The organism is Bradyrhizobium cytisi (assembly GCF_008123515.1).
Taxonomy (GTDB): Bacteria; Pseudomonadota; Alphaproteobacteria; order Rhizobiales; family Xanthobacteraceae; genus Bradyrhizobium; species Bradyrhizobium cytisi.
This window is the reverse complement of the sequence record NZ_VSSR01000069.1, coordinates 1-21,375: the sequence shown is the minus strand read 5'-3', so window position 1 is coordinate 21,375 and position 21,375 is coordinate 1. Positions and strand designations below refer to the sequence as shown.

Genomic DNA, 21,375 nt, shown 5'->3' with positions numbered 1-21,375 from the left:
AAAATGCGCCCGCGTGGGGCGGCTTTCGGGACCTATTAGCCCCAAAATCGGGGCGGTGAGAAGACCCCCGACGTCTGTCAAAATGTCAAGGAGAGGTGGCGGCTGCTCCGCGCGCCGCCGTCATTCCCCGCGAAGGCGGGCAATCCAGTACGCCGCAGCTTTTCCGTATCCCAACGCTGTCTCTGGAATACTGGGCGCCCGGTCAAGCCGGGCGACGACAGGTGCGGAAATGCGATCAGCTCAAATATTCGCAGCGAGGTCCACGACTTCGTCGAACAGCACGCCGGTGGTCTTCAGCATCTGCTCGATCTCGTCGGCCGCGTCAGCAACCGTCCGCGTCGACGTGTCGATCACGAGCTCGGCGGCCTCGGGCCGCTCGTAGTCGTTGCCGATGCCCGTGAAAGAGGCAAGGGCGCCGGCGCGGGCCTTCTTGTAATGGCCCTTGGGATCGCGCTCCTCGCAGATTTCGGCCGGTGTCGCGACATGGATCTCGCGAAACGCGGCGTCAGCGATGCGACGTGCGGTGGCGCGGTCCTCGCGGGCCGGTGAGACGGCGGCGACGATGGCGATGTGGCCGTTGCGGGCGAGATGGGTTGCGACCTCGGCGAGCCTGCGGATATTCTCGCTGCGATCGGCTGCGGAGAAGCCGAGATCGCCATTGAGCCCGGCCCGCAGCGTGTCGCCGTCGAGCAGGATCGGCGAGCCGCCATTGGTGAAGAGACGCCGCTCCAGCGCCTTCGCCAGCGTCGACTTGCCGGAGGCCGGCAGACCCGTGAGCCAGACCACGGCACCGTTGTGCTGATAGCGCGCCGAGCGCTCGTCGGGCCGCAGCGCCGATTCCACCGGCACGATATCGACCGGCACGGCGCGCTGGCCGGCATCGACCGACAGCACCAGGCCGCCGCCGGCGATGCGCCCAGAGACCTCGATCACGAGACGGCCGGTGCGCGGATTCTCGGTGTAGGGATCGGTTGCGATCGGATTGGACAGGGAGATGTCGATCTCGCCGACATGGTTGCGGCCGATCGCCTTGTTCTCGATGCTCGAGAGCTCGCCAGGATCGACCGCCTTCTCGATGGCGACGACGGTGGCGCGGCTCTCCTTCGGCCCGCAGCGGACCAGGAGCTGATCGCCCTTGGCGAGTGGCTTGTCGTGCAGCCAGAAAATGCGCGCGCGCAGCCGCCGCGTCTCGCGCGGGGCGGTGTCCGTATGCGCGATGATGTCGCCGCGCTCGATGAACAATTCGCGGTCGAGCGTGATGCCGACCGAGCGGCCGGCGCCTTGCCGTCCCGCGATCGGGGTCACCGGCCAGCTCTCGACCGTCTTGATCCTGGCGATCTTGCCGGCCGGCATGATCACGATCTCGTCGCCGGCAATCAAGCTGCCGGATTCGATGCGGCCCGCGACGATGCGGCGGTCGTCGAACTTGTAGATCGCCTGTACCGGCAGGCGCAGCGCCAGCGCTTCGAGCGGCCGCGCCGGCTCGAGTCCATCGAGCGCCTCGACCACGGTCGGCCCCTTGTACCAGCCGATGCGGTCGGTGCGCTCGGCAACGCCGTCGCCGTCGCGCGCGGAAATCGGGATGATCGCGGCCGGCGTCACGCCGAGGCCGTTGAGATGCGCGGAGATCTCCTCGCTGATCTCCTTGAAGCGGTCGGCGGAGAAATCGACGCGGTCCATCTTGTTGACGACGACCGCGACCTGCTTCACGCCGAGCAGATGCAGCAGATAGCCGTGACGGCGGGTCTGGTCGCGCACGCCTTCGAGCGCGTCGATGATCAGCACCGCGCCGTCGGCCTGCGAGGCGCCGGTGATCATGTTGCGCAGGAATTCGGCATGGCCGGGCGCGTCGATCAGCACGATGTCGCGCGAATTGGTGCGGAAGCGGATCTGCGTGGTATCGATGGTGATGCCCTGGTCGCGCTCGGTCTGCAGCGCGTCGAGCAGGAACGACCATTCGAACGGCATGCCGCGCCGCGCGCTGACGGCTTTGAGCATCTCGAGCTTGCCGTCGGGCAGGCTGCCGGTTTCGTGCAGGAGGCGGCCGACCAGCGTCGACTTGCCGTGGTCGACATGGCCGACGATGACGATGCGGACCTGCGGTCGCGTCGTGCCATTCGGCATCGAACTGGTGTCGTTCGGCGTGGCGGGCGAAGCGGGAGTGACGATCATGTTCATACGACTGCGCGTCCTTGATCAGAGATAGCCGGCGACGCGCAGGCGCTCGAAAGCGTCCTCGGTCTCGTGGTCGAGCGCACGGCCCGCGCGCTCCGGCACCTTGGTCTGCTCGAGCTCGGCCAGGATCTCGTCGATGTTCGACGCGCTCGATGCGACCGGATTGGTGATGTCCTGATCACCCAGCGAGCGATAGCGCTTGCCATTGTGCGAAAGATAGAGCGGGATGATCGGGATGTTCTCGCGCTTGGTATAGGCCCAGATGTCGGCCTCGGTCCAATGCAGGATCGGGTGGATGCGCAAATGCGCGCCTTGCGGCGGCGATGCGTTGAAATGATCCCAGAACTCCGGCGGCTGGTCGCGCACGTCCCAATTGCCTTCGAGGCCGCGCGGCGAGAACACGCGCTCCTTGGCGCGCGTCGCTTCCTCGTCACGGCGGATGCCGGCGATCAGGCCGTCGAAGCCGTATTTCGCCAGCGCCATCTTGAGGCCTTCGGTCTTGCGCGCGGCGGAACGGGCGGCCGGCGGCAGCGTTGGGTCGACGGCATCGATGGGCGGGCAGGGCTCGACGCGCAGGTCGAGCTCCCACTGCTTCCCGTAGTGATCGCGGAAGCGATACATCTCCGGAAACTTCTTGCCGGTGTCGACGTGAAGGGCCGGGAACGGCAGGCGGCCGAAGAAGGCTTTCCGCGCCAGCCAGATCATGACGTTGGAGTCCTTGCCGAGCGACCACAGCAGGGCGATCTTCTTCAGGCGGGCAAAGGCCTCGCGGAAGATGTAGATGCTCTGGGCTTCCAGCTGGTCGAGATGGTCCATGCTGGGGGCGGTCAGCGCGACGGGAATTTGCTCGGAAGCCGGGGCGCGGAGGTCCCGTCCATCTGCACCAGAATCGGTCCTGAGAAGATGCATCTCTGCCACTTTGCGTTTGGAGGCGAATTTTCTATAGTTGCGCTGCAGAAGAGAAGAAAAAATTTTCTCTTTGCGCGTCCGAAACGACACATATATAGAAAATAATTCCAGTCAACCCCGGATGTGGGGGAAGCGAGTATCGCATGCGGTTCTTGCCGGTGTTCCTCGATCTCAAGGCCGGTCCGGTGGTCCTCATCGGCGCGGGCGAGCTTTTGCGCGCAAAACTGCGCGTGCTCGCCGCTGCCGGTGCGCGCATCCGCGTGCATGCGATCGACGGCAATCAGGACCTGGGTCTGAGCTCCGATGACGCGGCGCGTATCGAGATCGCGACGGGCGATCCGCTCACCGCCGATCTCGCCGGTGTCATTGCCATCGTCTGCGCAGGCGCGGGCGATGTCGGCGTGGCGATGTCGGCGCGGGCGAAGTCGCTTGGCCTGCCCGTCAACGTCATGGACGATCTCGAACATTCCAGCTTCATCTTCCCGGCAATCGTCGATCGCGGCGATGTCGTGGTCGCGGTCGGAACCGGCGGCACCTCGCCGGTGGTGGCGCGGCGCGTGCGGGAGAAGATCGAGGCGCTGCTGCCCGCGCGCATCGGCGCGCTCGCCGAGTTCATCGGCGGCTTCCGCAAATCCATCAACGAACGTATCGCCGAGTTTCCGCTGCGCCGCCGCTTCTGGGAGCGCGTCGTCGACGGTCCGATCGGCGCCGCCGTGTTGGCCGGCCGCAAGGACGAGGCTGACGCAGCACTCAAGCAGATTTCCGATCCGTCCGCGTTCGCGCGCGCCGACAAGCCGGACGGCTCGGTGGCGCTGGTTGGCGCCGGCCCCGGCGATCCCGATCTCCTCACCATCAAGGCGCTGCGCGCGCTGCAGGATGCTGACATCGTCTTCCATGACGAGTTGGTCTCGCCCGAAATTCTTGACCGCATCCGTCGCGACACCGCGCGCATTGCCGTTGGCCGTCGTGTCGGCAAGCCCGGCATCGGCCAGGACGCCATCAACAGGCGCATGATCGAGGCCGCGCAAGCTGGCCAGCGCGTGGTGCGGCTGAAGGGTGGCGATCCCTTCGTGTTCGGCCGCGGCGGCGAAGAGGTGGAAGCGCTGCGCGCCGCCGGCATTGCTTATTCGATCATTCCCGGCATCACCGCAGGCCTCGGCGGCGCCGCTGATTTCGAGGTGCCGCTCACTTACCGTCACGAAGCGACCCGCATCACCTTCCTCACCGCGCATAAGGCGCGCGACGCAGAGACGGTGGACTGGTCGACGCTGACGGACACCAAAATGACTGTTGTGGTCTACATGGGCATGACCGCTGCGCCGGCCGTTCGCGCTGGTTTGTTCGCCGCCGGCCGCTCGCCGGAGACGCCGGTCGGCGTGTTCGCCCGCGTCACGCGGCCGGATGCGCAAAGCGCGATCGGCACATTGCGCGACCTGCCCGAGCTCGTGCGGCAGACCAATGGCGGTCCCGCCATTCTCATCATCGGCGACGTGGTCCGGCATGCCGGTTCGCTTCGCCGTCAAACACCCAACCAAATCATCTCTGACCTACTGGATGCAGCCGAATGACCTCCCCGCTTGAACAGAAGAAGATCAAAATCGCCGGCCCCTCGGTCGTAACCGCCAACCGCACCTGGGATGGCATCGTGGTGTATCGCACCGCCGCCAAGAGCTGGTCCGCGGACCTGTCGGAAGCCGCGATCGTGCGCAACTCGGACGAGGCGAAAGCGTTGCTTGCGGAGTCGGTCGCCGATGACGTCGGCGCGATCGGTCCCTATATCGCCCCGGTGCAGGTCGGAGCGGATGGCAAGATCGAACCCGGCAATCTGCGCGAACAGATCCGCCGCACCGGTGTGACCATCGGACAGCCGGCCCAGGTTTAAGGCATTCTCTTATGTACGCTTACGACGAAATCGACCGCACGCTCGTCAACGAGCGCGTCTCGGAGTTCCGCGACCAGGTGAAGCGCCGCCTCTCGGGCGAGCTGACCGAGGATGAGTTCAAGATCCTGCGGCTCCAGAACGGCGTCTATCTGCAACTGCACGCCTATATGTTCCGCGTCGCCATTCCTTACGGCACGCTGGCGACGAACCAGCTGCGGGCGCTGGCTCATGTCGCGCGCAAGTACGACCGGGGCTACGGCCACTTCACCACGCGGCAGAACATCCAGTTCAACTGGATCAAGCTCGCCGAGCTGCCGGATGCGCTCGCCGATCTCGCCGAGGTCGGCATCCATGCGATGCAGACCTCCGGCAACAACATGCGCAACGTCACCTCGGACCAGTGGGCCGGCGTCGCGCCCGGCGAGATCGAGGACCCGCGCATCTGGTCGGAGCTGATCCGCCAGCACACCACGCTGCATCCGGAATTCTCGTTCCTGCCACGCAAGTTCAAGATCGCGATCACCGCGTCGGACCATGATCGTGCCGCGATCAAGATTCACGACATCGGATTGAAGCTGATCAAGAACGAGAAGGGCGAGACCGGCTTCGAGGTGCTCGTCGGCGGCGGTCTCGGCCGTACCCCGTTCATCGGCAAGACCATCAAGCACTTCGTCCATGGCCGCGATATCCTCAGCTATATCGAGGCGATCCTGCGCGTCTACAACCAGTACGGCCGCCGCGACAACATCTACAAGGCGCGCATCAAGATCCTGGTGCACGAGCTCGGCATCGAAAAATTCTCACGCGAGGTCGAGGAGGAGTGGCAGCACATCCGTAACTCCTCGCTCCAGATCGACGACGAGGTGATCGAGGACATCCGCTCGCGCTTCACCTATCCGAACTACGAGAAGCTGCCGCACATGCCGGACGAGCTGCGCCAGGCCGCGGCCGATGGCGACTTTGAGGCGTGGCGCAAGAACTCGGTCTCGCCGCACAAGGTGCAGGGCTACTCGATCGTCACGATCTCGCTGAAGCCGATCGGCGTGCCTCCGGGCGATGCCACGGCCGTACAGATGGATGCGCTGGCCGATCTCGCCGACAAATATTCCTTCGGGGAGATCCGCGTCGGCCACGAGCAGAACCTGGCGCTGCCCCATGTCGCCAAGCGCGACCTGCCGGCGTTGTGGAAGGCGCTCGACAAGCTTGGGCTGGCGACGCCGAACGTCAATCTGATCACCGACATCATCGCCTGTCCGGGTCTCGACTATTGCTCGCTGGCCAATGCACGCTCGATCCCGATCGCGCAGGAGCTGACACGGCGCTTTGCCAATCATGAGCTCGCCAATCTGATCGGCCGGCTGCACATCAACATCTCGGGCTGCATCAATGCCTGCGGTCACCACCACGTCGGCCATATCGGCATTCTCGGCGTCGAGAAGAACGGCGAGGAGGTTTACCAGATCACCATCGGCGGTCGTGCCGACGAGGGTGCTGCGCTGGGCAATCTGATCGGACCCGGCGTCAAGTTCGACGAGGTCGCCGACGTGATCGAAGACGTCGTGGAAGCCTATCTCGCGCTGCGCGAGCGGCCCGAAGAGCTGTTCATCGACACGGTGAAGCGCCTCGGCGTCGAACCTTTCAAGGAGCGCGTCTATGCCACTCGTTAACGGCGGAAAAATCGCCGACGACAGTTTCGTCAAGCTGGCCGTCGACACGCCGCTGCCAGAGAGCGGCGACATCCTGGTGCCCGCCGAGCGGTTCCTGGGCGATGCGGACGCGCTGCTCAAGCGCGGCGGCAAGATCGGTGTGATCTGGCCGAACAATCGCGACATCGCCGAGCTCGTGCCTTATCTCGGCAAGGTCGCCGTCGTCGCGTTGGTGTTCCCGACCTTCCGCGACGGACGCGCCTACAGCCAGGCGCGGCTGCTGCGCGAGCGTTACAATTATCGCAGCGAATTGCGCGCGACGGGCCAGATCCTGCGCGACCAGTTCGTGTTCATGCTGCGCGCCGGCTTCGATTCCTTCGAGGTCAAGAAGCAGGCGGATGCGGAAGCCTTCATGCAGACCGCGAAGCGCTACTCGGTGTTCTACCAGCCGACCGGCGACGGCCGGATCACGGCGCTGCACCGGCGCATGCAGCTGCGTCACTCCGAAGGAGTCGGTACGTGAACGCCATGGCCACTCAATTTGCATCCCAATCGACCTCGGTGTTGCCGACCGCGGATGAGCTCGACCGCGCGCTGCGCGACGCCGCTCCGGCCGAAATCATTGCTGCCGCGCTGAAGACCGTCGGCCGCGATCAGCTCGCCGTGGTGTCGTCGTTCGGGACGGAGTCGGCCGCGCTGTTGAAGGTGATGGCTGATGTCGATCCGGCGATTCCGGTGATCTTCCTCGATACCGGCTGGCTGTTCGAGGAGACGCTTGCCTATCGCGACACGCTGATCGCCAAGCTTGGCTTGAGAGATGTTCGTTCGATCAAGCCGCTGGAGGAGGCGCTGAAGCGGGACGATCCCGATCAGGAGCTCTGGTTCTCCAATCCCGATGCCTGCTGCCGTATCCGCAAGGTCGAGCCGCTGGCGCGGGCGCTGAAGCCGTTTTCAGCGTGGATCAATGGCCGCAAGCGGTTTCAGGGCGGCGTGCGCGCCGACATTCCGGTCGTCGAGGTGGATGGCGGGCGGCTGAAGTTCAATCCTTTTGCCAATGTCTCGCGCGAGGAGATCAAGGACATCTACGCGCGTGCCAAATTGCCGCAGCATCCGCTTCAAGCGTCGGGTTTCATGTCGGTTGGGTGTATGCCTTGCACCAGCAGAACGACCGAGGGCGAGGATGAGCGCGCGGGTCGCTGGCGCGGCCGCGCCAAGACAGAATGCGGCATCCACACGATGAAGACTTCGTAGCACAGGCAAGCTGCCCGGCTGCGAACAAGAAAATCCGGTTCCGTTGACTTGAGCGCGTTTCGCCACGAGTTTCGCCTGCATGCCTTCGCCGACAGTGACGTCGTCGAGGTGAATGGAGATGGACATGATGCGTCGTATCGTTCCGCTCGCGGCAGGACTGCTCGTGACAGGATTCTTGGCAAGCTCGGCTCTCGCCGCTGACATCAACCTCTTGAACGTGTCGTATGATCCGACGCGTGAACTCTATGTCGAGTTCAACAAGGCGTTCGCGAACGCCTATCAGAAGGAAACCGGCAAGAGCGTCGAGATCAAGCAGTCGCATGGCGGCAGCGGCTCGCAGGCGCGCGCCGTGATTGACGGGTTGCAGGCCGACGTGGTGACGCTCGCGCTCGCCTATGACATCGACGCCATCGCCGGCAAGGGCCTCACTGCAGCCGATTGGCAGAAGCGGCTGCCGCAGAATTCATCGCCCTACACGTCGACCATCGTGTTCCTGGTGCGCAAGGGCAATCCGAAAGGCATCAGGGACTGGGACGATCTGCTCAAGCCGGGCGTCGCCGTGATCACGCCGAACCCGAAGACCTCGGGCGGTGCGCGCTGGAATTATCTGGCGGCTTGGGGCTTCGCGCAGAAGAAATACGGATCAGTCGACAAGGCCAAGGATTTCATCGGAAAGCTCTATCAGCAGGTGCCGGTGCTCGACACCGGCGCGCGCGGCGCCACCGTGACCTTCGTCGAGCGCGGCGTCGGCGACGTGCTGCTGGCCTGGGAGAACGAGGCCTATCTCGCACTGAAGGAATTCGGCCCGGAGAAATTCGAGATCGTGGCGCCGCCGCAATCGATCCTGGCCGAGCCGCCGGTCGCGATCGTCGACAAGGTTGCCGACAAGAAGGGCACCCGCAACGTCGCCGATGCCTATCTCCAGTACTGGTACACCAAGGAAGGGCAGGAGATCGCAGCGCGCAACTTCTACCGTCCGCGCGATCCCGAGATCGCTAAAAAATATGAAAACTCCTTCGCAAAGGTCGAGCTGTTCACGATCGACGATGTGTTTGGCGGCTGGACCAGGGCGCAGAAGGAACATTTTGCCGACGGCGGCGTCTTCGATCAGATCTACAAGAACTGATCGGGCGCTGTCGGAGGGGTTTGAACAGGGGGCCTGGTGAGCGCAATCGCAGCACGACGCCGGACATTGCCGGGCTTCGGTCTCACGATGGGACTGACGCTGACCTGGCTGTCCGTCATCATCCTGATTCCGCTCGCGGGGCTGTTCCTGAAGTCGCTCGAGCTCAGCCCCGAGCAATTCTGGAACATCCTCTCGAGCCGCCGCACCCTGAACGCGCTCCGCGTCTCCTTCGGGCTTGCGTTTGCGGCGGCCTGCGTCAATCTTGTGATGGGCAGCATCATCGTCTGGGCGTTGGTGCGGTACCGCTTCCCGGGCCGGCGGCTGTTCGACGCCATCGTCGATGTGCCGTTCGCCTTGCCGACCGCCGTCGCCGGTGTCGCGCTGACCTCCCTGTTTGCCGAGAAGGGCTGGCTGGGCGCGCCGCTTGCCGCGCTCGGCATCAAGGTCGCGTTCACGCCGCTCGGCATCTTCGTCGCCATGATCTTCATCGGCATTCCCTTCGTGGTCCGCACCGTGCAGCCGGTGCTGCAGGATCTCGACCCCGAGATCGAGGAGGCAGCCGGTAGCCTCGGCGCCAGCCGCTGGCAGACCATCATCCGCGTGATCCTGCCTTCGCTTGCGCCGGCGCTGCTCACGGGGCTCGCACTCGCCTTTGCGCGCGCGGTCGGCGAATACGGTTCGGTGATCTTCATCGCCGGCAATCTGCCCAACGTCTCCGAGATCGCGCCGCTCTTGATCGTGATCCGGCTGTCCGAGTTCCGCTATGCCGACGCGACCGCGATCGCCGTCGTCATGCTCATCGTCTCCTTCGTCGTCATCTTCGCGGTCAACCGGTTGCAGCGCTGGGCGCAGAACCGGGTCCCGGTGCATTGAGGCGGGATGCGATGACGATGCAGATCGCCGATTCCGTTTCGCTGTCTTCACCCGAGGCAAAGGCGCGCGCGCACGCCGCAGCCGCGCGCAACAATCTCCGCACCGAGCCCAAGGCGGTGCGCATCGCCATCATCACGCTGGCGATATTATTTCTCTCCGTTTTCGTCGTGCTGCCGCTGGTGCTGGTGTTCGCGCAGGCCTTCTCGAAGGGTATTCTGGCCTATTTCGACGCTCTCGCCGAGCCGGAGGCACTGGCTGCGATCAAGCTGACGCTGCTGGTCGCGGCGATCTCGGTCGTCCTCAACCTCGTGTTCGGCCTCGTCGCCGCCTGGGCGATCGCCAAATTCGAGTTTAGAGGAAAAACCTTCCTGATCACACTGATCGACCTGCCGTTCTCGGTGAGCCCGGTCATCTCCGGCCTCGTCTTCGTGCTGCTGTTCGGCGCGCAAGGCTATTTCGGCGGCTGGTTGAGGGATCACGACATCCAGATCCTGTTCGCGGTGCCCGGCATCGCGCTCGCCACCACCTTCGTGACCTTCCCGTTCGTGGCGCGCGCACTGATCCCGTTGATGCAGGAGCAGGGCACGCAAGAGGAAGAGGCTGCGATCTCGCTCGGCGCCTCCGGTTTGCAAACCTTCTTCCGCGTCACGCTGCCCAACATCAAATGGGGCGTGCTGTATGGCGTCCTGCTCTGCAACGCGCGCGCGATGGGCGAGTTCGGTGCGGTCTCCGTCGTCTCCGGCCACATCCGCGGCGAGACCAACACCATGCCGCTGCTGGTCGAGATTCTCTACAACGAGTACCAGTTCGTCGCCGCGTTCGCGATCGCCTCGCTGCTGGCGATGCTGGCGCTGATCACGCTGATCGCCAAGACCATTCTCGAACGTCATCTCGACGAAGGACACGACGTCAATGACCATTGAAGTCAAAAATCTCGTCAAGAAGTTCGGCAGCTTTGCAGCGCTCGACGGCGTCGACCTCAAGGTCAATGACGGCGAGCTGCTCGCTCTGCTCGGCCCCTCCGGCTCGGGCAAGACCACGCTGCTGCGGATCATCGCCGGCCTCGACTGGCCGGACTCAGGCGAAGTCGCCTTCAACGGCGAGGATGCGCTGGCGCAGGGCGCGCGCGAGCGCCATGTCGGCTTCGTATTCCAGCACTACGCGCTGTTCCGCCACATGAGCGTGTTCGAGAACGTCGCCTTCGGCCTGCGCGTGCAGCCGCGCGCAGTCCGGAAGGACGATGCGACGATCCGCGCCCGGGTCAAGGAGCTGCTCGATCTCGTGCAGCTCGACTGGCTCGCCGACCGCTATCCGAGCCAGCTCTCCGGCGGCCAGCGCCAGCGCATCGCGCTCGCCCGCGCGCTTGCGATCGAGCCGCGCATCCTGTTGCTCGACGAGCCCTTCGGCGCGCTCGATGCGAAGGTGCGGAAAGAGCTGCGCAAATGGCTGCGCTCGCTGCATCACGAGATCCACGTCACCTCGATCTTCGTCACCCACGACCAGGAAGAGGCGCTCGAAGTCGCCAACCGCGTCGTGGTGATGGACAAGGGCAGGATCGAGCAGATCGGCTCGCCCGACGACGTCTACGAGACGCCGGCGACCGCCTTCGTGCACGGCTTCATCGGCGAATCCATCGAGCTGCCGATCCAGGTCGAGGGCGGCGTCATCAGGCTCGGCGACCGGCCGCTGCGGCTTGTCGCAGACGAGCTTGCGCCTGGCGCGTCAAAACTGTTCGTACGGCGACACGACATGCTGGTCGGTCCGCCCGGTTCGGGCGCCTTCGAGGGGGCGGTTCAGCATGTCCGGAATTTCGGCCCCGTGCAGCGAGCCGAGGTCGCATTGTCAGGCGGCGAGACCATCGAGATCGACGCTCCCCGCGACCGGGAACTGCGCGCCGGCGACACGATCAGCCTCGAGCCCCGCCGCTATCGCATATTTGCGGGCACCTGAGCGGGTCCCGACAGGTCGAATTTTCCTCAAAATTCACCTTTCAGCCACGGTTGGTATGCAACAACGGCCCCTCATTTGGGGGCCCCGATTCATGCGTGCTGCGGCCGCAATTCTCATCACTTTGCTTGTCGCCGGCTGCGCCGGCAATGAAGCGCCGGTCCAGCAGCCGTCGATGTATGCCGACATGTCGGTCCCGGGCGCCAAGCTCGATGCGCCGGCGGCCGCGATCATGATCTCGCAGTACCGCCAGAACAACGCTCTCGGCACCGTCATCGTCGACCCCGATCTGATGCGGCTCGCCGAATCCCAGTCCAACGCCATGGCTGCAGCCAACAAGATGGACCACGACGTCCGCGCGCCGCTCGCCAAGCGCCTTGTCGCCGGCGGCTATCCCGCGACCGTGGCGGTCGAGAACATCTCGGCCGGCTATCATACACTGGCGGAAGCGTTTTCCGGCTGGCGCGACTCGCCTCCGCACCGCGCCAACATGCTCAAGGGCGGTGTCACAAAATTGGGCATAGCGGCGAGCTATGCTCCGGGCACCAAATACAAGGTGTTCTGGACCATGATCCTGGCGTCGACCGATCCCCGATAAGCCAGACTTGATCCCGGGATGCATTGAAGTCGCGGCAGACTGTCGCCACGGTGGCTCGCCTTCTGCTAATGTTCCCGAATGACCGATCATAGCCCGGAAGTCGCAACAGTCCCCGCGAAGGCGCAACGTGTCCTGGTTCTCCAGGGCGGTGGCGCGCTCGGCTCCTATCAGGCCGGCGCCTATCAGGCGCTGTGCCATTTCGATTTTGAGCCCGAATGGGTTGCCGGCATCTCGATCGGCGCGGTCAATGCCGCCATCATCGCCGGCAATGAGGGCCACACCCGCGTCAAGCGGCTCAAGGAATTCTGGGAGATGGTTTCCGCGCCGGTGCCGTGGAAGCCGATCGGCAAGAGCGACCACAGCCGCGAGCTGTTCAATTCCACCAGCGCCGCGCTGATCGCCACCTTCGGCGTGCCCGGCTTCTTCACACCGCGCATCCCTCCAGCGCCGCTCTGGCCGCCGGGCAGCCCGCAGGCCGAAAGCTATTACGACACCGCGCCGCTGAAGAAGACGCTGGAGCGGCTGGTCGACTTCGACCGCATCAACGACCTGAAGACCCGCCTGTCGGTCGGGGCCGTCGGAGTCAGCTCCGGCAACTTCAAATATTTCGACAATTACGAGTTCAAGAAGCTCGGCAAGAAAATCGGCCCTGAGCACATCATGGCCTCCGGCGCGCTGCCGCCGGGCTTTCCGTCGGTCGTGATCGAGGGCGAGCATTATTGGGACGGCGGCATCGCCTCCAACACGCCGCTCGACTTCGTGCTCGATGCCGAGGTCGATCGCGACATGCTGATCTTCCAGGTCGACCTGTTCAGCGCGCGCGGCGATCTGCCGAATTCGCTGATCGAGGCCACCGAGCGCGAGAAGGACATCCGTTTCTCCAGCCGCACGCGGATGAACACCGACAAGAACAAGCAGATCCACAACGCCCGCAGGGCCGTGCGCGACCTGATCGGCAAGTTGCCGGACTATCTCAAGAACGACCCGTCCGTCGAGTTCCTCGCGAAGGTCTCGCGCGAGAGCACCGTCACCGTGGTGCACCTGATCTATCGCAGCAAGAACTACGAATCCTCGTCCAAGGACTATGACTTCTCGCATGTCGCGATGGTCGAGCATTGGGAAAGCGGCGTGCGCGACGTGCATCTGTCGATGCGCCACAAGGACTGGCTCGAGAAGCCGCAGTCCGGCGAGACCATGGTGACCTACGATCTCACGGGGGACGTCACCGCGCCCCCGCCAAAAAGGAGCGAATAATATGGGTACTCTGTCAGGCAAGAACGCCGTCGTGACCGGTTCGACCAGCGGCATCGGGCTCGCCTATGCGCGCGCCTTTGCGGCTGCCGGCGCCAATGTCGTTATCAACGGGTTCGGCTCGCCGGAGGACATCGAGAAGGAGCGCTCCAAGATCGAGTCCGATTTCGGCGTGAAGGCGGTCTATTCGCCCGCCGACATGACCAAGCCGGCCGAGATCGCCGGGATGATCGCGCTCGGCGAGAAGTCTTTCGGCTCGGTCGACATCCTCGTCAACAATGCCGGCATCCAGTTCGTCTCGCCGATCGAGGAATTCCCGCCGGAGAAGTGGGACCAGATCATCGCGATCAACCTGTCCTCGGCCTTCCACGCCATTCGCGCCGCGGTCCCCGGCATGAAGAAGAAGGGCTGGGGCCGTATCATCAACACCGCGTCGGCGCACTCGCTGGTCGCCTCGCCCTTCAAGTCGGCCTATGTGTCGGCCAAGCACGGCATCGCCGGCCTGACCAAGACCGTGGCGCTGGAAGTCGCGACCAACAAGATCACCTGCAACTGCATCAGCCCCGGCTATGTCTGGACGCCGCTGGTGGAGAAGCAGATTCCGGATACGATGAAGGCCCGCAACCTCACCCGCGAGCAGGTCATCAATGACGTGCTGCTCGATGCCCAGCCGACCAAGGAGTTCGTGACGTCGGAACAGGTTGCGGCCCTTGCGCTGTTCCTGTGCAGCGACGATGCCGCGCAGATCACCGGCACGAACCTCTCGATCGACGGCGGTTGGACGGCGGAGTAAGGCGGCGCACTGTCATGCTCCGCGAAGGCGGGGCATCCAGTACGCCGCGGCCTATCGATTGGATCACGGCCATCTCGGAGTACTGGATCGCCCGGTCCTGATGCGCAATTGCGCATAAGGCCGGGCGATGACAGCGAGAATGGAATGGTGTTCTTTCGTTCGTCGCGTTGGCCTCAATGGCTCCAGGCCAAAGCCGTCACGATCGCCGATTGCAGGTTCAGCTCCGCGAACATGATCTTGCCGGCGACCACGACGAGGACGCTGGCGAGCGCCACACGCAACACCGTCTCCGGCACGCGCGTCGCGCTGTAGCTGCCGAGAATGATGCCGGGCAGCGAGCCCAGCAGCAGCACGCCCATCAAGGCCCAGTCGACCGAACCGAGCATCCAGTGTCCGATGCCGGCCACCAGCGTCAGCGGCACCGCGTGCGCGATGTCGGAGCCGATGATGGTTGCCATCGGCAGGCGCGGGTAGAGCAGCAGCAGCACGGTCACGCCGACCGCACCGGCACCGACGGACGAAATCGAGACCAGTACGCCGAGCACGACCCCGGTCACGACGGTCGCAATTAGGGTGGTGCGCTCGCTGACCTGCTCCGTGCGCCGGCGATACCGCTCCATGATCGACTTGCGGAAGATCAGCGATGTCGCGGTCAGGATTAGCGCAAAGCACAGCACCAGATTGACGAGATTGCGCTCGGCATCGCCCCTGAGATCGAGCTTCCACAGCACCAGCAGCGTTAATGCGCTCGCCGGGATGCTGCCACAGGCAAGCCGCAGCACGGCCGGCCAGTGCACGCTGCGCGACCAGCCATGCACCACGCTGCCGCCGGTCTTGGTGGCGGCGGCATAGAGCAGGTCGGTGCCGACGGCGGTGGTCGGGTGGATGCCGAACAGCAGGATCAGCAGCGGCGTCATCAACGAGCCGCCTCCCACGCCGGTCAGCCCGACAAGCAGGCCGACGCCGAATCCCGAGGCGACGTAAAGCGGGTCAATCATGGTCTGGGGGAATCTAGATTTATCTCGTCAGTTGGGCAATACGACGTAGAATAAATTTCCCCCAGGGCGCAACTGCTTGGGTGGAATAAGAAAAATTGTGCTCCGAGCTGGAAATCGGCAGGTGTTTCGCGCTGTCCTTGGGGTCGTTGCGAAACAGCCATTCCCCGAGGGGGCGGCCCAGGACGAGCGCGTCGTACCTATTTACCAAACGCCAGCACGTGCAGCCCCAGGCGCTGCCGCACGATCCAGAACAGCAGCACGGTCTCGAAGGTGAGGGAGATCGAGGTCGCGGCCGCGGCGCCGTGGCCGCCGAAGCGCGGCACCAGCGCGATGCAGAGCACGACATTCATTGCGAAGGCCAGCGCGTAGGCCAGCGCGCAGATCTTCTGTTGCCCGAGCATGTTGAGCAGGCGCTCAACCGGGCCGATCGCGGCGCGCACCACGAGGCCGATCGCGGCGACGAACATGATGTCGTAGCCGACCACGAATTGTGGCCCGAACAGCCAGAGCAGCGGCTTGCCCAGCGCCAGCAGCACGGCGGTCGCCGCCAGCGACGGCCAGAACGTCCAGTTGATGGCGTGCGCGACATAGGCCGACAGCCGCGCCTTGTCGCCGAGCGCATTGTATTCGGCGAAGCGATGCGCCGTCGTTGCCGACATCGCGTAGTGGATAAAGGACACCAGCGCCAGCGTCTTCACCACGGCAAAGTAGACGCCGACCTCGTCGGACGGGCGGAACTGCTGCAGCACCAGCACGTCGGTGTAGGACAAGAGCAGGTAGAAGCTTTCGACCAGCAGGATCGGCAGCGAGACCGCGAGCCAGCCGCTGATGTCATAGGCCTTGGGGCCGGGCGCGACGTGATCGGCGAGCGCGCGGTTCAGCACCACCATCTGCCCGGTCATCGCGATCCACACGGCGCCGGCGCTCGCCACCATCGCGGCGATCGCGCCGAGATGATAGCCGAGCAGGAAGGCGCAGGCCGTGATGCCGATGATCAGCGCCTGGCGGATGATGAATTGCGGCATCAGCCCAAGCTGCATCCAGTCGTGCGATCGCGCGATGCCGTCCTGGGTGTTGGCGACGACGAAGGCTGGCAGCGTCATGCAACCGATATAGAGCGGCAGCTCTTCGGCCGGATCGATCCACGGCGACATCAGTTTGACAATTCCGGCAAGGCCGAGCGAGACCAGCGTGGAGACGGCGAAGGTGAGCCAGCGACTGCCGGAGAGAAAGCCGCGCAATAGCGCATGGTCCCCGCTGGCGCGATATTCGGGAATGATCTTTTGCGCGGAAGCCGAGATGCCGAAATCCATCATGCTGCCGAGCAGCAGCACCCAGGTCCAGACATAGACATAGATGCCGTAGTCGGAGGTCCCCATCCAGCGTGCGAGCAGCACCTGCGAGAAAAAGGCGAGGCCCGCGCTGATGACGCGTATGATGAAGATGGTGCCGGCCAGCCGCCGCGTCAGCGACGCTTCGCTCGAGCCGCCCGTCAGCCTGGCGCGCAGCCGCGCGATCAGCCCGGCCGATCCGGTCGTTGCGGGTTCTGCATCCATCACGGCCACGTCGAGATCCCCGGGCGTCCCGCATGCTCCGGCAGGCTTGATGCGGTGGTCCCTGGGATTAGCAAGGAATCGTTAAGATTCGGTTGGGTGTGCGTCCCATCCTCGATGTCGTTCCGGATCTGCACGCGCTTGAGGCGCGCTTGTCCGGGACGACAGCTCAGACTCACTCCAACTTCGTATTGAACTCGTAGGATTTCTCCGCCCCCACCAGCGTGAACTTCAACGCTGCACCGTCGGGCTTGGCGCCCGGTGGCAAGCCGTCGAGCTCGAAGGAAAATCGCTTCACGCCGGGCGGGCTGTGCGCGACCGGATCAGGAATGGGCAACGACCATTCGGGCGTCGGCCCTTCCACGAACAGATTGACGTTGCTGTTCTCCGGCGCAACGACGTCGACCATTACGTTCTTGGGACCGTCGCGCTTGACGTCGCGGATGGTCAGCGGATTGGCATCGCCGATCGTGGCGGGCTTCGGCACGGTGTCGAGTGCCGCGCGCAGATTGGCATCCTCGGTCGAGGCGACGTTGTTGAAGCCGAGCTCGACATTGGCCTCGACGGGAATGCAGAGCTTTTCGCAGACCGCGTAGTTGATCTCGGCGCGCAGCGTCACCGGCTTGTCGGCGGCCTTGGCGACGATGCGCAAGGGCAGCACGATCTGGTCGTGATAGCCGATCGAATGGCCGCCCGCACCGTCGTCGAACTTCAGCGGCGCCGGCCACATCACGGTCACCGTTTCGACATTGTCCGACTTGGAGAAGTCGAACCGCGGCGGCACGCCGGAATCGCCCGGCATGCGCCAATAGGTCTTCCAGCCGGGCTGGAGCTGGAAAGCGATACCGCCGAGCAGGACCGCGCCGCTGCGCGATCCCGCGAGCAACCGCACCGCGGAATGGCCGTCGCGCTGCCACGGTGAAGCATCGCCGGCATGGGCACCCATCGCCAGCGACGACGCAAGCAAGGTTGTCGCGACGCCAATCGCCGCATGCAGGGGAACTCTTGTCAGCATGGCACGTCTTTACAGGGTCGTTCCGGGGCAAACCATTGAATTGCTTGTGATGGATGCACTTGATTCAAGTCTCTGCAAGCCTTGATTTGACAGCAGGTCGGCCCGACATCAGGATAGGAATTGAACCCGGAGTGCTTTATCCATGGCTCCCACAGGCAAGAGGACGGGCGAAAGCACCCGCGGGGCGGGCCCTGCGCCCCCCAATTCGGCCGGCTATCTCGACGGCCGGCTCCTGATCGCGATGCCTGTCATGGGCGACTCCCGCTTCGAGCGCTCGGTGATTTACCTTTGTGCGCATTCGGCCGAGGGTGCGATGGGCATCATCGTCAATCATCCGGCCGGCAGCATCGATTTCCCGGAGCTGCTGGAGCAGCTCGGCATCGTCAAGAAGGGCGAGCACATCAAGCTGCCGCAAAATGCCGAAAGCATGAAGGTGCTGGCCGGCGGCCCGGTCGACACCGGCCGCGGCTTCGTGCTGCATTCCAGCGACTTCTACATCGAGCACGCGACGCTGCGGATCGATGACGGCGTCTGCCTCACCGCGACCGTCGACATCCTGCGCGCGATCGCCAATGGCTCCGGCCCCAAGCACGCCATCCTCGCGCTCGGCTACGCTGGCTGGGCGCCGGGCCAGCTCGAGACCGAGATCCAGAGCAATGGCTGGCTGCACTGCGACGCGGATGCGGATCTGATCTTCGGCGACGACGTCGACGAGAAATACGGCCGCGCCTTGCGCAAGATCGGCATCGATCCCGGCATGCTGTCGAACGAGGCCGGGCACGCGTAGCCTCATTCTCCGCTGTCATGCCCCGCGAAGGCGGGGCATCCAGCACGCCGCGGCCTATCGATTCTCGCAACCGTCTCGGAGTACTGGATCGCCCGGTCAAGCCGGGCGATGACCACGTCCGGCGGTGAGTAACGCGCCTACTCCGCCGCCTGCTGCTGCACCGTCGGCTCGGTCCCCGCCACCGTCGCGCGGCGCATGTCGCGCGGCTGCGACTGGTCGTAACGGCGGACGCGGTGCATAGTCTGGCGGTTGTCCCACATCACGAGATCATGCAGCTTCCATTTGTGGACGTGGACGAATTCTGCTTGCGTCGCGTGCTCGTTGAGATCGCGCAGCAACAGCCGTCCCTCCGGCACGCTCATGCTGACGATCTTGCCGGCATGCGATGAGAGATACAGCGACTTGCGGCGATGCACGGGATGGGTCCGCACCAGCCGCTGCAGCACCGGCTTGAACATCGCTTTCTCGTCGTCGGTATATTCGGTGAAGCCGAGCGATCCGCGCGAGTACATCAGCGAGTGCTCGCAGACGAGGTCGTCGATCTCGGCCTTGGTTTCGTCGTCGAGCGCGTCGTAGGCCGCGCGCATGTCGGCGAATTCGGTGTTGCCGCCCTTCGGGTTCACCACGCGCGCCGACAGCAGCGAGAATTTGGCCGGGATCGGGCGGAACGAGCTGTCCGAATGCCACAGGCAGTTGCCGAGATTGAACAGGTGCGCGCGGCTGTCTTTTGCCAGCGGCTTGCCGTCCTTGCCGAGATTGGAGACGTCGTTGAGGCCGGATTGCAGCCGGTAGTCTTTTTCCTTCGTCACCGTGCCGCCGCGTGCATCCTCGCGTTGACCGAAGTTGAGCGCGAAGGCCATCTGCTGCTCGTCGTTGATGTCCTGGTCGTGGAAGACCAGCACCGCGTATTTGTCCATGGCGGCCTCGACCTCGCGGGCCTCATCCGGTGTGAGAGGCTGTCGCAGGTCGAGGCCGGAAACCTCGCCGACGAAATGCTTCTGAAGCTGCCGGATGGCGATCGTCATGGCGTCTCTCCCGCGAACCGCGAGCGGTTGGCCCGCTCTGTCGATGAAAAAGCTACTCCGAGGCCGGTTGATGTCAACGCCGGGCGTGCATGGCTCTTACGCGTTCCGCGCCATCAACCCGCCGTCAACCGGGATCACGGCGCCGGCGTTGGGCTCTTGTTTCTTGTTCCGAGATCGACAAGGCTTGCATCGATCCGCAGACAGGTCAAACGAGCAAAACAAAAGGGGAGGCCGCGATGGCGAACGAGCTCGATTTCTCAGGCAAGCAGGTTCTTGTCGTCGGCGGTTCAAGCGGAATCGGCAACGGCATCGCGCAAGCTTTTCGCGCGAGGGGCGCGCATGTTGCGGTGTGCGGCACGCGTGCTCGGCCCACGGAATATTCGGCGGAGGAAGGCTCCGATCTCACCGGTCTTGCTTACGCGCAGCTCGACGTCAGTAATGCGAGCGCGATCGAAGCGTTCAAGCCGTCGTTCGACCGGCTCGATATTCTGGTGCTCGCGCAAGGTGCGGTGATCTATCGCCGCGGCGAGTTCGAGATGGCGGGCTTTCGCACGGTCGTCGAGATCAACCTGATGAGCCTGATGGCGTGCGCGACGCGATTTCATTCCATGTTGCGGGATGCGAAGGGCGCGTTGATCATGGTGTCGTCGACAGCGGCCTATCATTCCACCATGGGCAATCCAGCCTACAACGCGTCGAAGACCGGCGCGGTCGGATTGACGCGGACGCTGGGCGAGGCCTGGGCCGAGGACGGCATCCGCGTCAACGGCATCGCGCCCGGTCTCGTCGACACCAAGATGACGAAGGTGACGACCGACAATCCCAAGCGGCTCGAAGGCGCGCTGGCGCGCATTCCGCTGCGGCGATTGGGCACGCCGGCCGACATGGCAGGGGCGGCGCTGTTCCTGGCGTCGCCATTGTCGTCGTACATGATCGGCCAGACACTGGTCGTCGATGGCGGGCTCATTCTTTAGGCATGCAACGGAACCGCGTTGCTTCTGATCGGTTACTCCGGCTGATCACCGAGGAGGATTATCATGGACGCGGATCGGATTATCGGATCAGCCAAGGAAATGGCGGGCGGCGTGGAAGGCACTGTGGGCGAGATGGCCGGAGACGCGAAGACCCAGGCTTCAGGGAATGCGCGCGAGGCCGCCGGCACCGTGCAGAACCTGTACGGTCAGGCGAAAGATGCGGCGCGCGATGCTACGGACACCGCCGCGAACTACGCCAAGGAGGCCTATGAAGCAGGCCAGGACACGTTCCGCGATGGCTCGCAGGCGATCGCGCAGAAGGTGCACGACAACCCGCTCGGCGCGCTGCTCGTCGCCGGCGGCATCGGCTTCGCGCTCGCGCTGCTGATGTCGCGTCCCGCCCGTCGCCCGCCGCCACGCTGGCGCTATTACGGCTGAGCCGGCATTCCGGGGCGCGCCTTTGGGCGCGAGCCCGGAATCCATGTATCGACATTGATTGTGGCACGATGGATTCCGGGTTCGCGCCAAGCAGCGTGCCGGAATGACAGCGACTAGAGCGTTCGCCCATCTGA

General features: G+C 64.4%; 21 protein-coding genes. 15 read left to right on the top strand and 6 right to left on the bottom strand.

The window, feature by feature from the left end:
• Positions 1–240: 240 nt before the first annotated feature.
• On the bottom strand, positions 241–2,178 hold the full coding sequence (cysC, locus tag FXB38_RS33670; protein WP_148755251.1) for an adenylyl-sulfate kinase: 1,938 nt from the start codon (positions 2,176–2,178) through the stop codon (positions 241–243).
• An 18-nt stretch (positions 2,179–2,196) separates the two neighbouring features.
• Positions 2,197–2,991 (bottom strand): sulfate adenylyltransferase subunit CysD, encoded by a 795-nt coding sequence (gene cysD / locus FXB38_RS33665; RefSeq protein WP_148755250.1) that lies wholly within the window; start codon positions 2,989–2,991, stop codon positions 2,197–2,199.
• 236 nt (positions 2,992–3,227) lie between these two features.
• On the opposite strand from cysD, the gene cysG reads away from it, so the two are divergent.
• The 12 genes from cysG (at position 3,228) to FXB38_RS33605 (ending at position 14,451) form a co-directional block, all read left to right on the top strand.
• Positions 3,228–4,652 carry a siroheme synthase CysG gene (gene cysG / locus FXB38_RS33660; RefSeq protein ID WP_148755249.1) on the top strand — a complete coding sequence of 475 codons (1,425 nt, stop codon included), beginning with the start codon at positions 3,228–3,230 and terminating at the stop codon, positions 4,650–4,652.
• A complete protein-coding gene (locus FXB38_RS33655; protein ID WP_148755248.1) occupies positions 4,649–4,966 on the top strand; it encodes a DUF2849 domain-containing protein in 318 nt (105 codons plus the stop codon). The genes cysG and FXB38_RS33655 overlap by 4 nt, the downstream gene beginning before the upstream one ends.
• A gap of 11 nt (positions 4,967–4,977) precedes the next feature.
• Entirely contained in the window at positions 4,978–6,633 is a 1,656-nt protein-coding gene (locus FXB38_RS33650; RefSeq protein ID WP_148755247.1) for a nitrite/sulfite reductase, read from the top strand.
• Positions 6,620–7,135 carry a DUF934 domain-containing protein gene (locus FXB38_RS33645; protein ID WP_148755246.1) on the top strand — a complete coding sequence of 172 codons (516 nt, stop codon included), beginning with the start codon at positions 6,620–6,622 and terminating at the stop codon, positions 7,133–7,135. Before FXB38_RS33650 ends, FXB38_RS33645 begins: the two co-directional genes overlap by 14 nt.
• A 5-nt stretch (positions 7,136–7,140) precedes the next feature.
• Positions 7,141–7,863, top strand: coding sequence for a phosphoadenylyl-sulfate reductase (locus FXB38_RS33640; protein ID WP_430640205.1), 723 nt, complete (start codon positions 7,141–7,143; stop codon positions 7,861–7,863).
• 124 nt (positions 7,864–7,987) lie between these two features.
• Positions 7,988–8,989, top strand: coding sequence for a sulfate ABC transporter substrate-binding protein (locus tag FXB38_RS33635; protein WP_187435322.1), 1,002 nt, complete (start codon positions 7,988–7,990; stop codon positions 8,987–8,989).
• A 36-nt stretch (positions 8,990–9,025) separates the two neighbouring features.
• Positions 9,026–9,862: a sulfate ABC transporter permease subunit CysT gene (gene cysT / locus FXB38_RS33630; RefSeq protein WP_187435321.1), complete on the top strand. Its 837-nt coding sequence runs from the start codon at positions 9,026–9,028 to the stop codon at positions 9,860–9,862.
• 11 nt (positions 9,863–9,873) lie between these two features.
• Positions 9,874–10,785: a sulfate ABC transporter permease subunit CysW gene (gene cysW, locus FXB38_RS33625; RefSeq protein ID WP_148755242.1), complete on the top strand. Its 912-nt coding sequence runs from the start codon at positions 9,874–9,876 to the stop codon at positions 10,783–10,785.
• Positions 10,775–11,812, top strand: a complete 1,038-nt coding sequence (locus FXB38_RS33620; RefSeq protein ID WP_148755241.1) for a sulfate/molybdate ABC transporter ATP-binding protein — start codon at positions 10,775–10,777, stop codon at positions 11,810–11,812. Before cysW ends, FXB38_RS33620 begins: the two co-directional genes overlap by 11 nt.
• A gap of 91 nt (positions 11,813–11,903) precedes the next feature.
• The gene (locus FXB38_RS33615; RefSeq protein WP_148755240.1) at positions 11,904–12,407 is read left to right on the top strand and encodes a CAP domain-containing protein; all 504 of its coding nucleotides are present in this window, start codon (positions 11,904–11,906) and stop codon (positions 12,405–12,407) included.
• A gap of 78 nt (positions 12,408–12,485) precedes the next feature.
• Positions 12,486–13,661, top strand: a complete 1,176-nt coding sequence (locus tag FXB38_RS33610) for a DUF3734 domain-containing protein (RefSeq protein ID WP_148755239.1) — start codon at positions 12,486–12,488, stop codon at positions 13,659–13,661.
• Between the two features lies 1 nt (position 13,662).
• The gene (locus FXB38_RS33605; protein WP_148755238.1) at positions 13,663–14,451 is read left to right on the top strand and encodes a 3-hydroxybutyrate dehydrogenase; all 789 of its coding nucleotides are present in this window, start codon (positions 13,663–13,665) and stop codon (positions 14,449–14,451) included.
• Between the two features lie 173 nt (positions 14,452–14,624).
• Here the strand turns inward: FXB38_RS33605 and FXB38_RS33600 are convergent, their stop codons facing one another.
• From FXB38_RS33600 to FXB38_RS33590, 3 genes are all read right to left on the bottom strand, one after another.
• Positions 14,625–15,449, bottom strand: coding sequence for a sulfite exporter TauE/SafE family protein (locus FXB38_RS33600; protein ID WP_148755237.1), 825 nt, complete (start codon positions 15,447–15,449; stop codon positions 14,625–14,627).
• 197 nt (positions 15,450–15,646) lie between these two features.
• Positions 15,647–17,014 carry an oligosaccharide flippase family protein gene (locus FXB38_RS33595; protein ID WP_430640204.1) on the bottom strand — a complete coding sequence of 456 codons (1,368 nt, stop codon included), beginning with the start codon at positions 17,012–17,014 and terminating at the stop codon, positions 15,647–15,649.
• Between the two features lie 163 nt (positions 17,015–17,177).
• Entirely contained in the window at positions 17,178–18,017 is an 840-nt protein-coding gene (locus tag FXB38_RS33590) for a protein-disulfide reductase DsbD domain-containing protein (protein ID WP_148755235.1), read from the bottom strand.
• A gap of 142 nt (positions 18,018–18,159) precedes the next feature.
• On the opposite strand from FXB38_RS33590, the gene FXB38_RS33585 reads away from it, so the two are divergent.
• Positions 18,160–18,804 carry a YqgE/AlgH family protein gene (locus tag FXB38_RS33585; RefSeq protein ID WP_148755234.1) on the top strand — a complete coding sequence of 215 codons (645 nt, stop codon included), beginning with the start codon at positions 18,160–18,162 and terminating at the stop codon, positions 18,802–18,804.
• 137 nt (positions 18,805–18,941) lie between these two features.
• Here the strand turns inward: FXB38_RS33585 and FXB38_RS33575 are convergent, their stop codons facing one another.
• Positions 18,942–19,829 (bottom strand): TauD/TfdA dioxygenase family protein, encoded by an 888-nt coding sequence (locus FXB38_RS33575; RefSeq protein ID WP_148755233.1) that lies wholly within the window; start codon positions 19,827–19,829, stop codon positions 18,942–18,944.
• Between the two features lie 236 nt (positions 19,830–20,065).
• Here FXB38_RS33575 and FXB38_RS33570 point away from each other — a divergent pair, with 236 nt between their 5' ends.
• Both FXB38_RS33570 and FXB38_RS33565 read left to right on the top strand, forming a co-directional pair.
• Complete coding sequence (locus FXB38_RS33570; protein ID WP_148755232.1) at positions 20,066–20,803, top strand: SDR family NAD(P)-dependent oxidoreductase; 738 nt, start codon at positions 20,066–20,068, stop codon at positions 20,801–20,803.
• A 63-nt stretch (positions 20,804–20,866) separates the two neighbouring features.
• A complete protein-coding gene (locus FXB38_RS33565; protein ID WP_148755231.1) occupies positions 20,867–21,241 on the top strand; it encodes a CsbD family protein in 375 nt (124 codons plus the stop codon).
• The last annotated feature ends 134 nt before the right edge of the window (positions 21,242–21,375 follow it).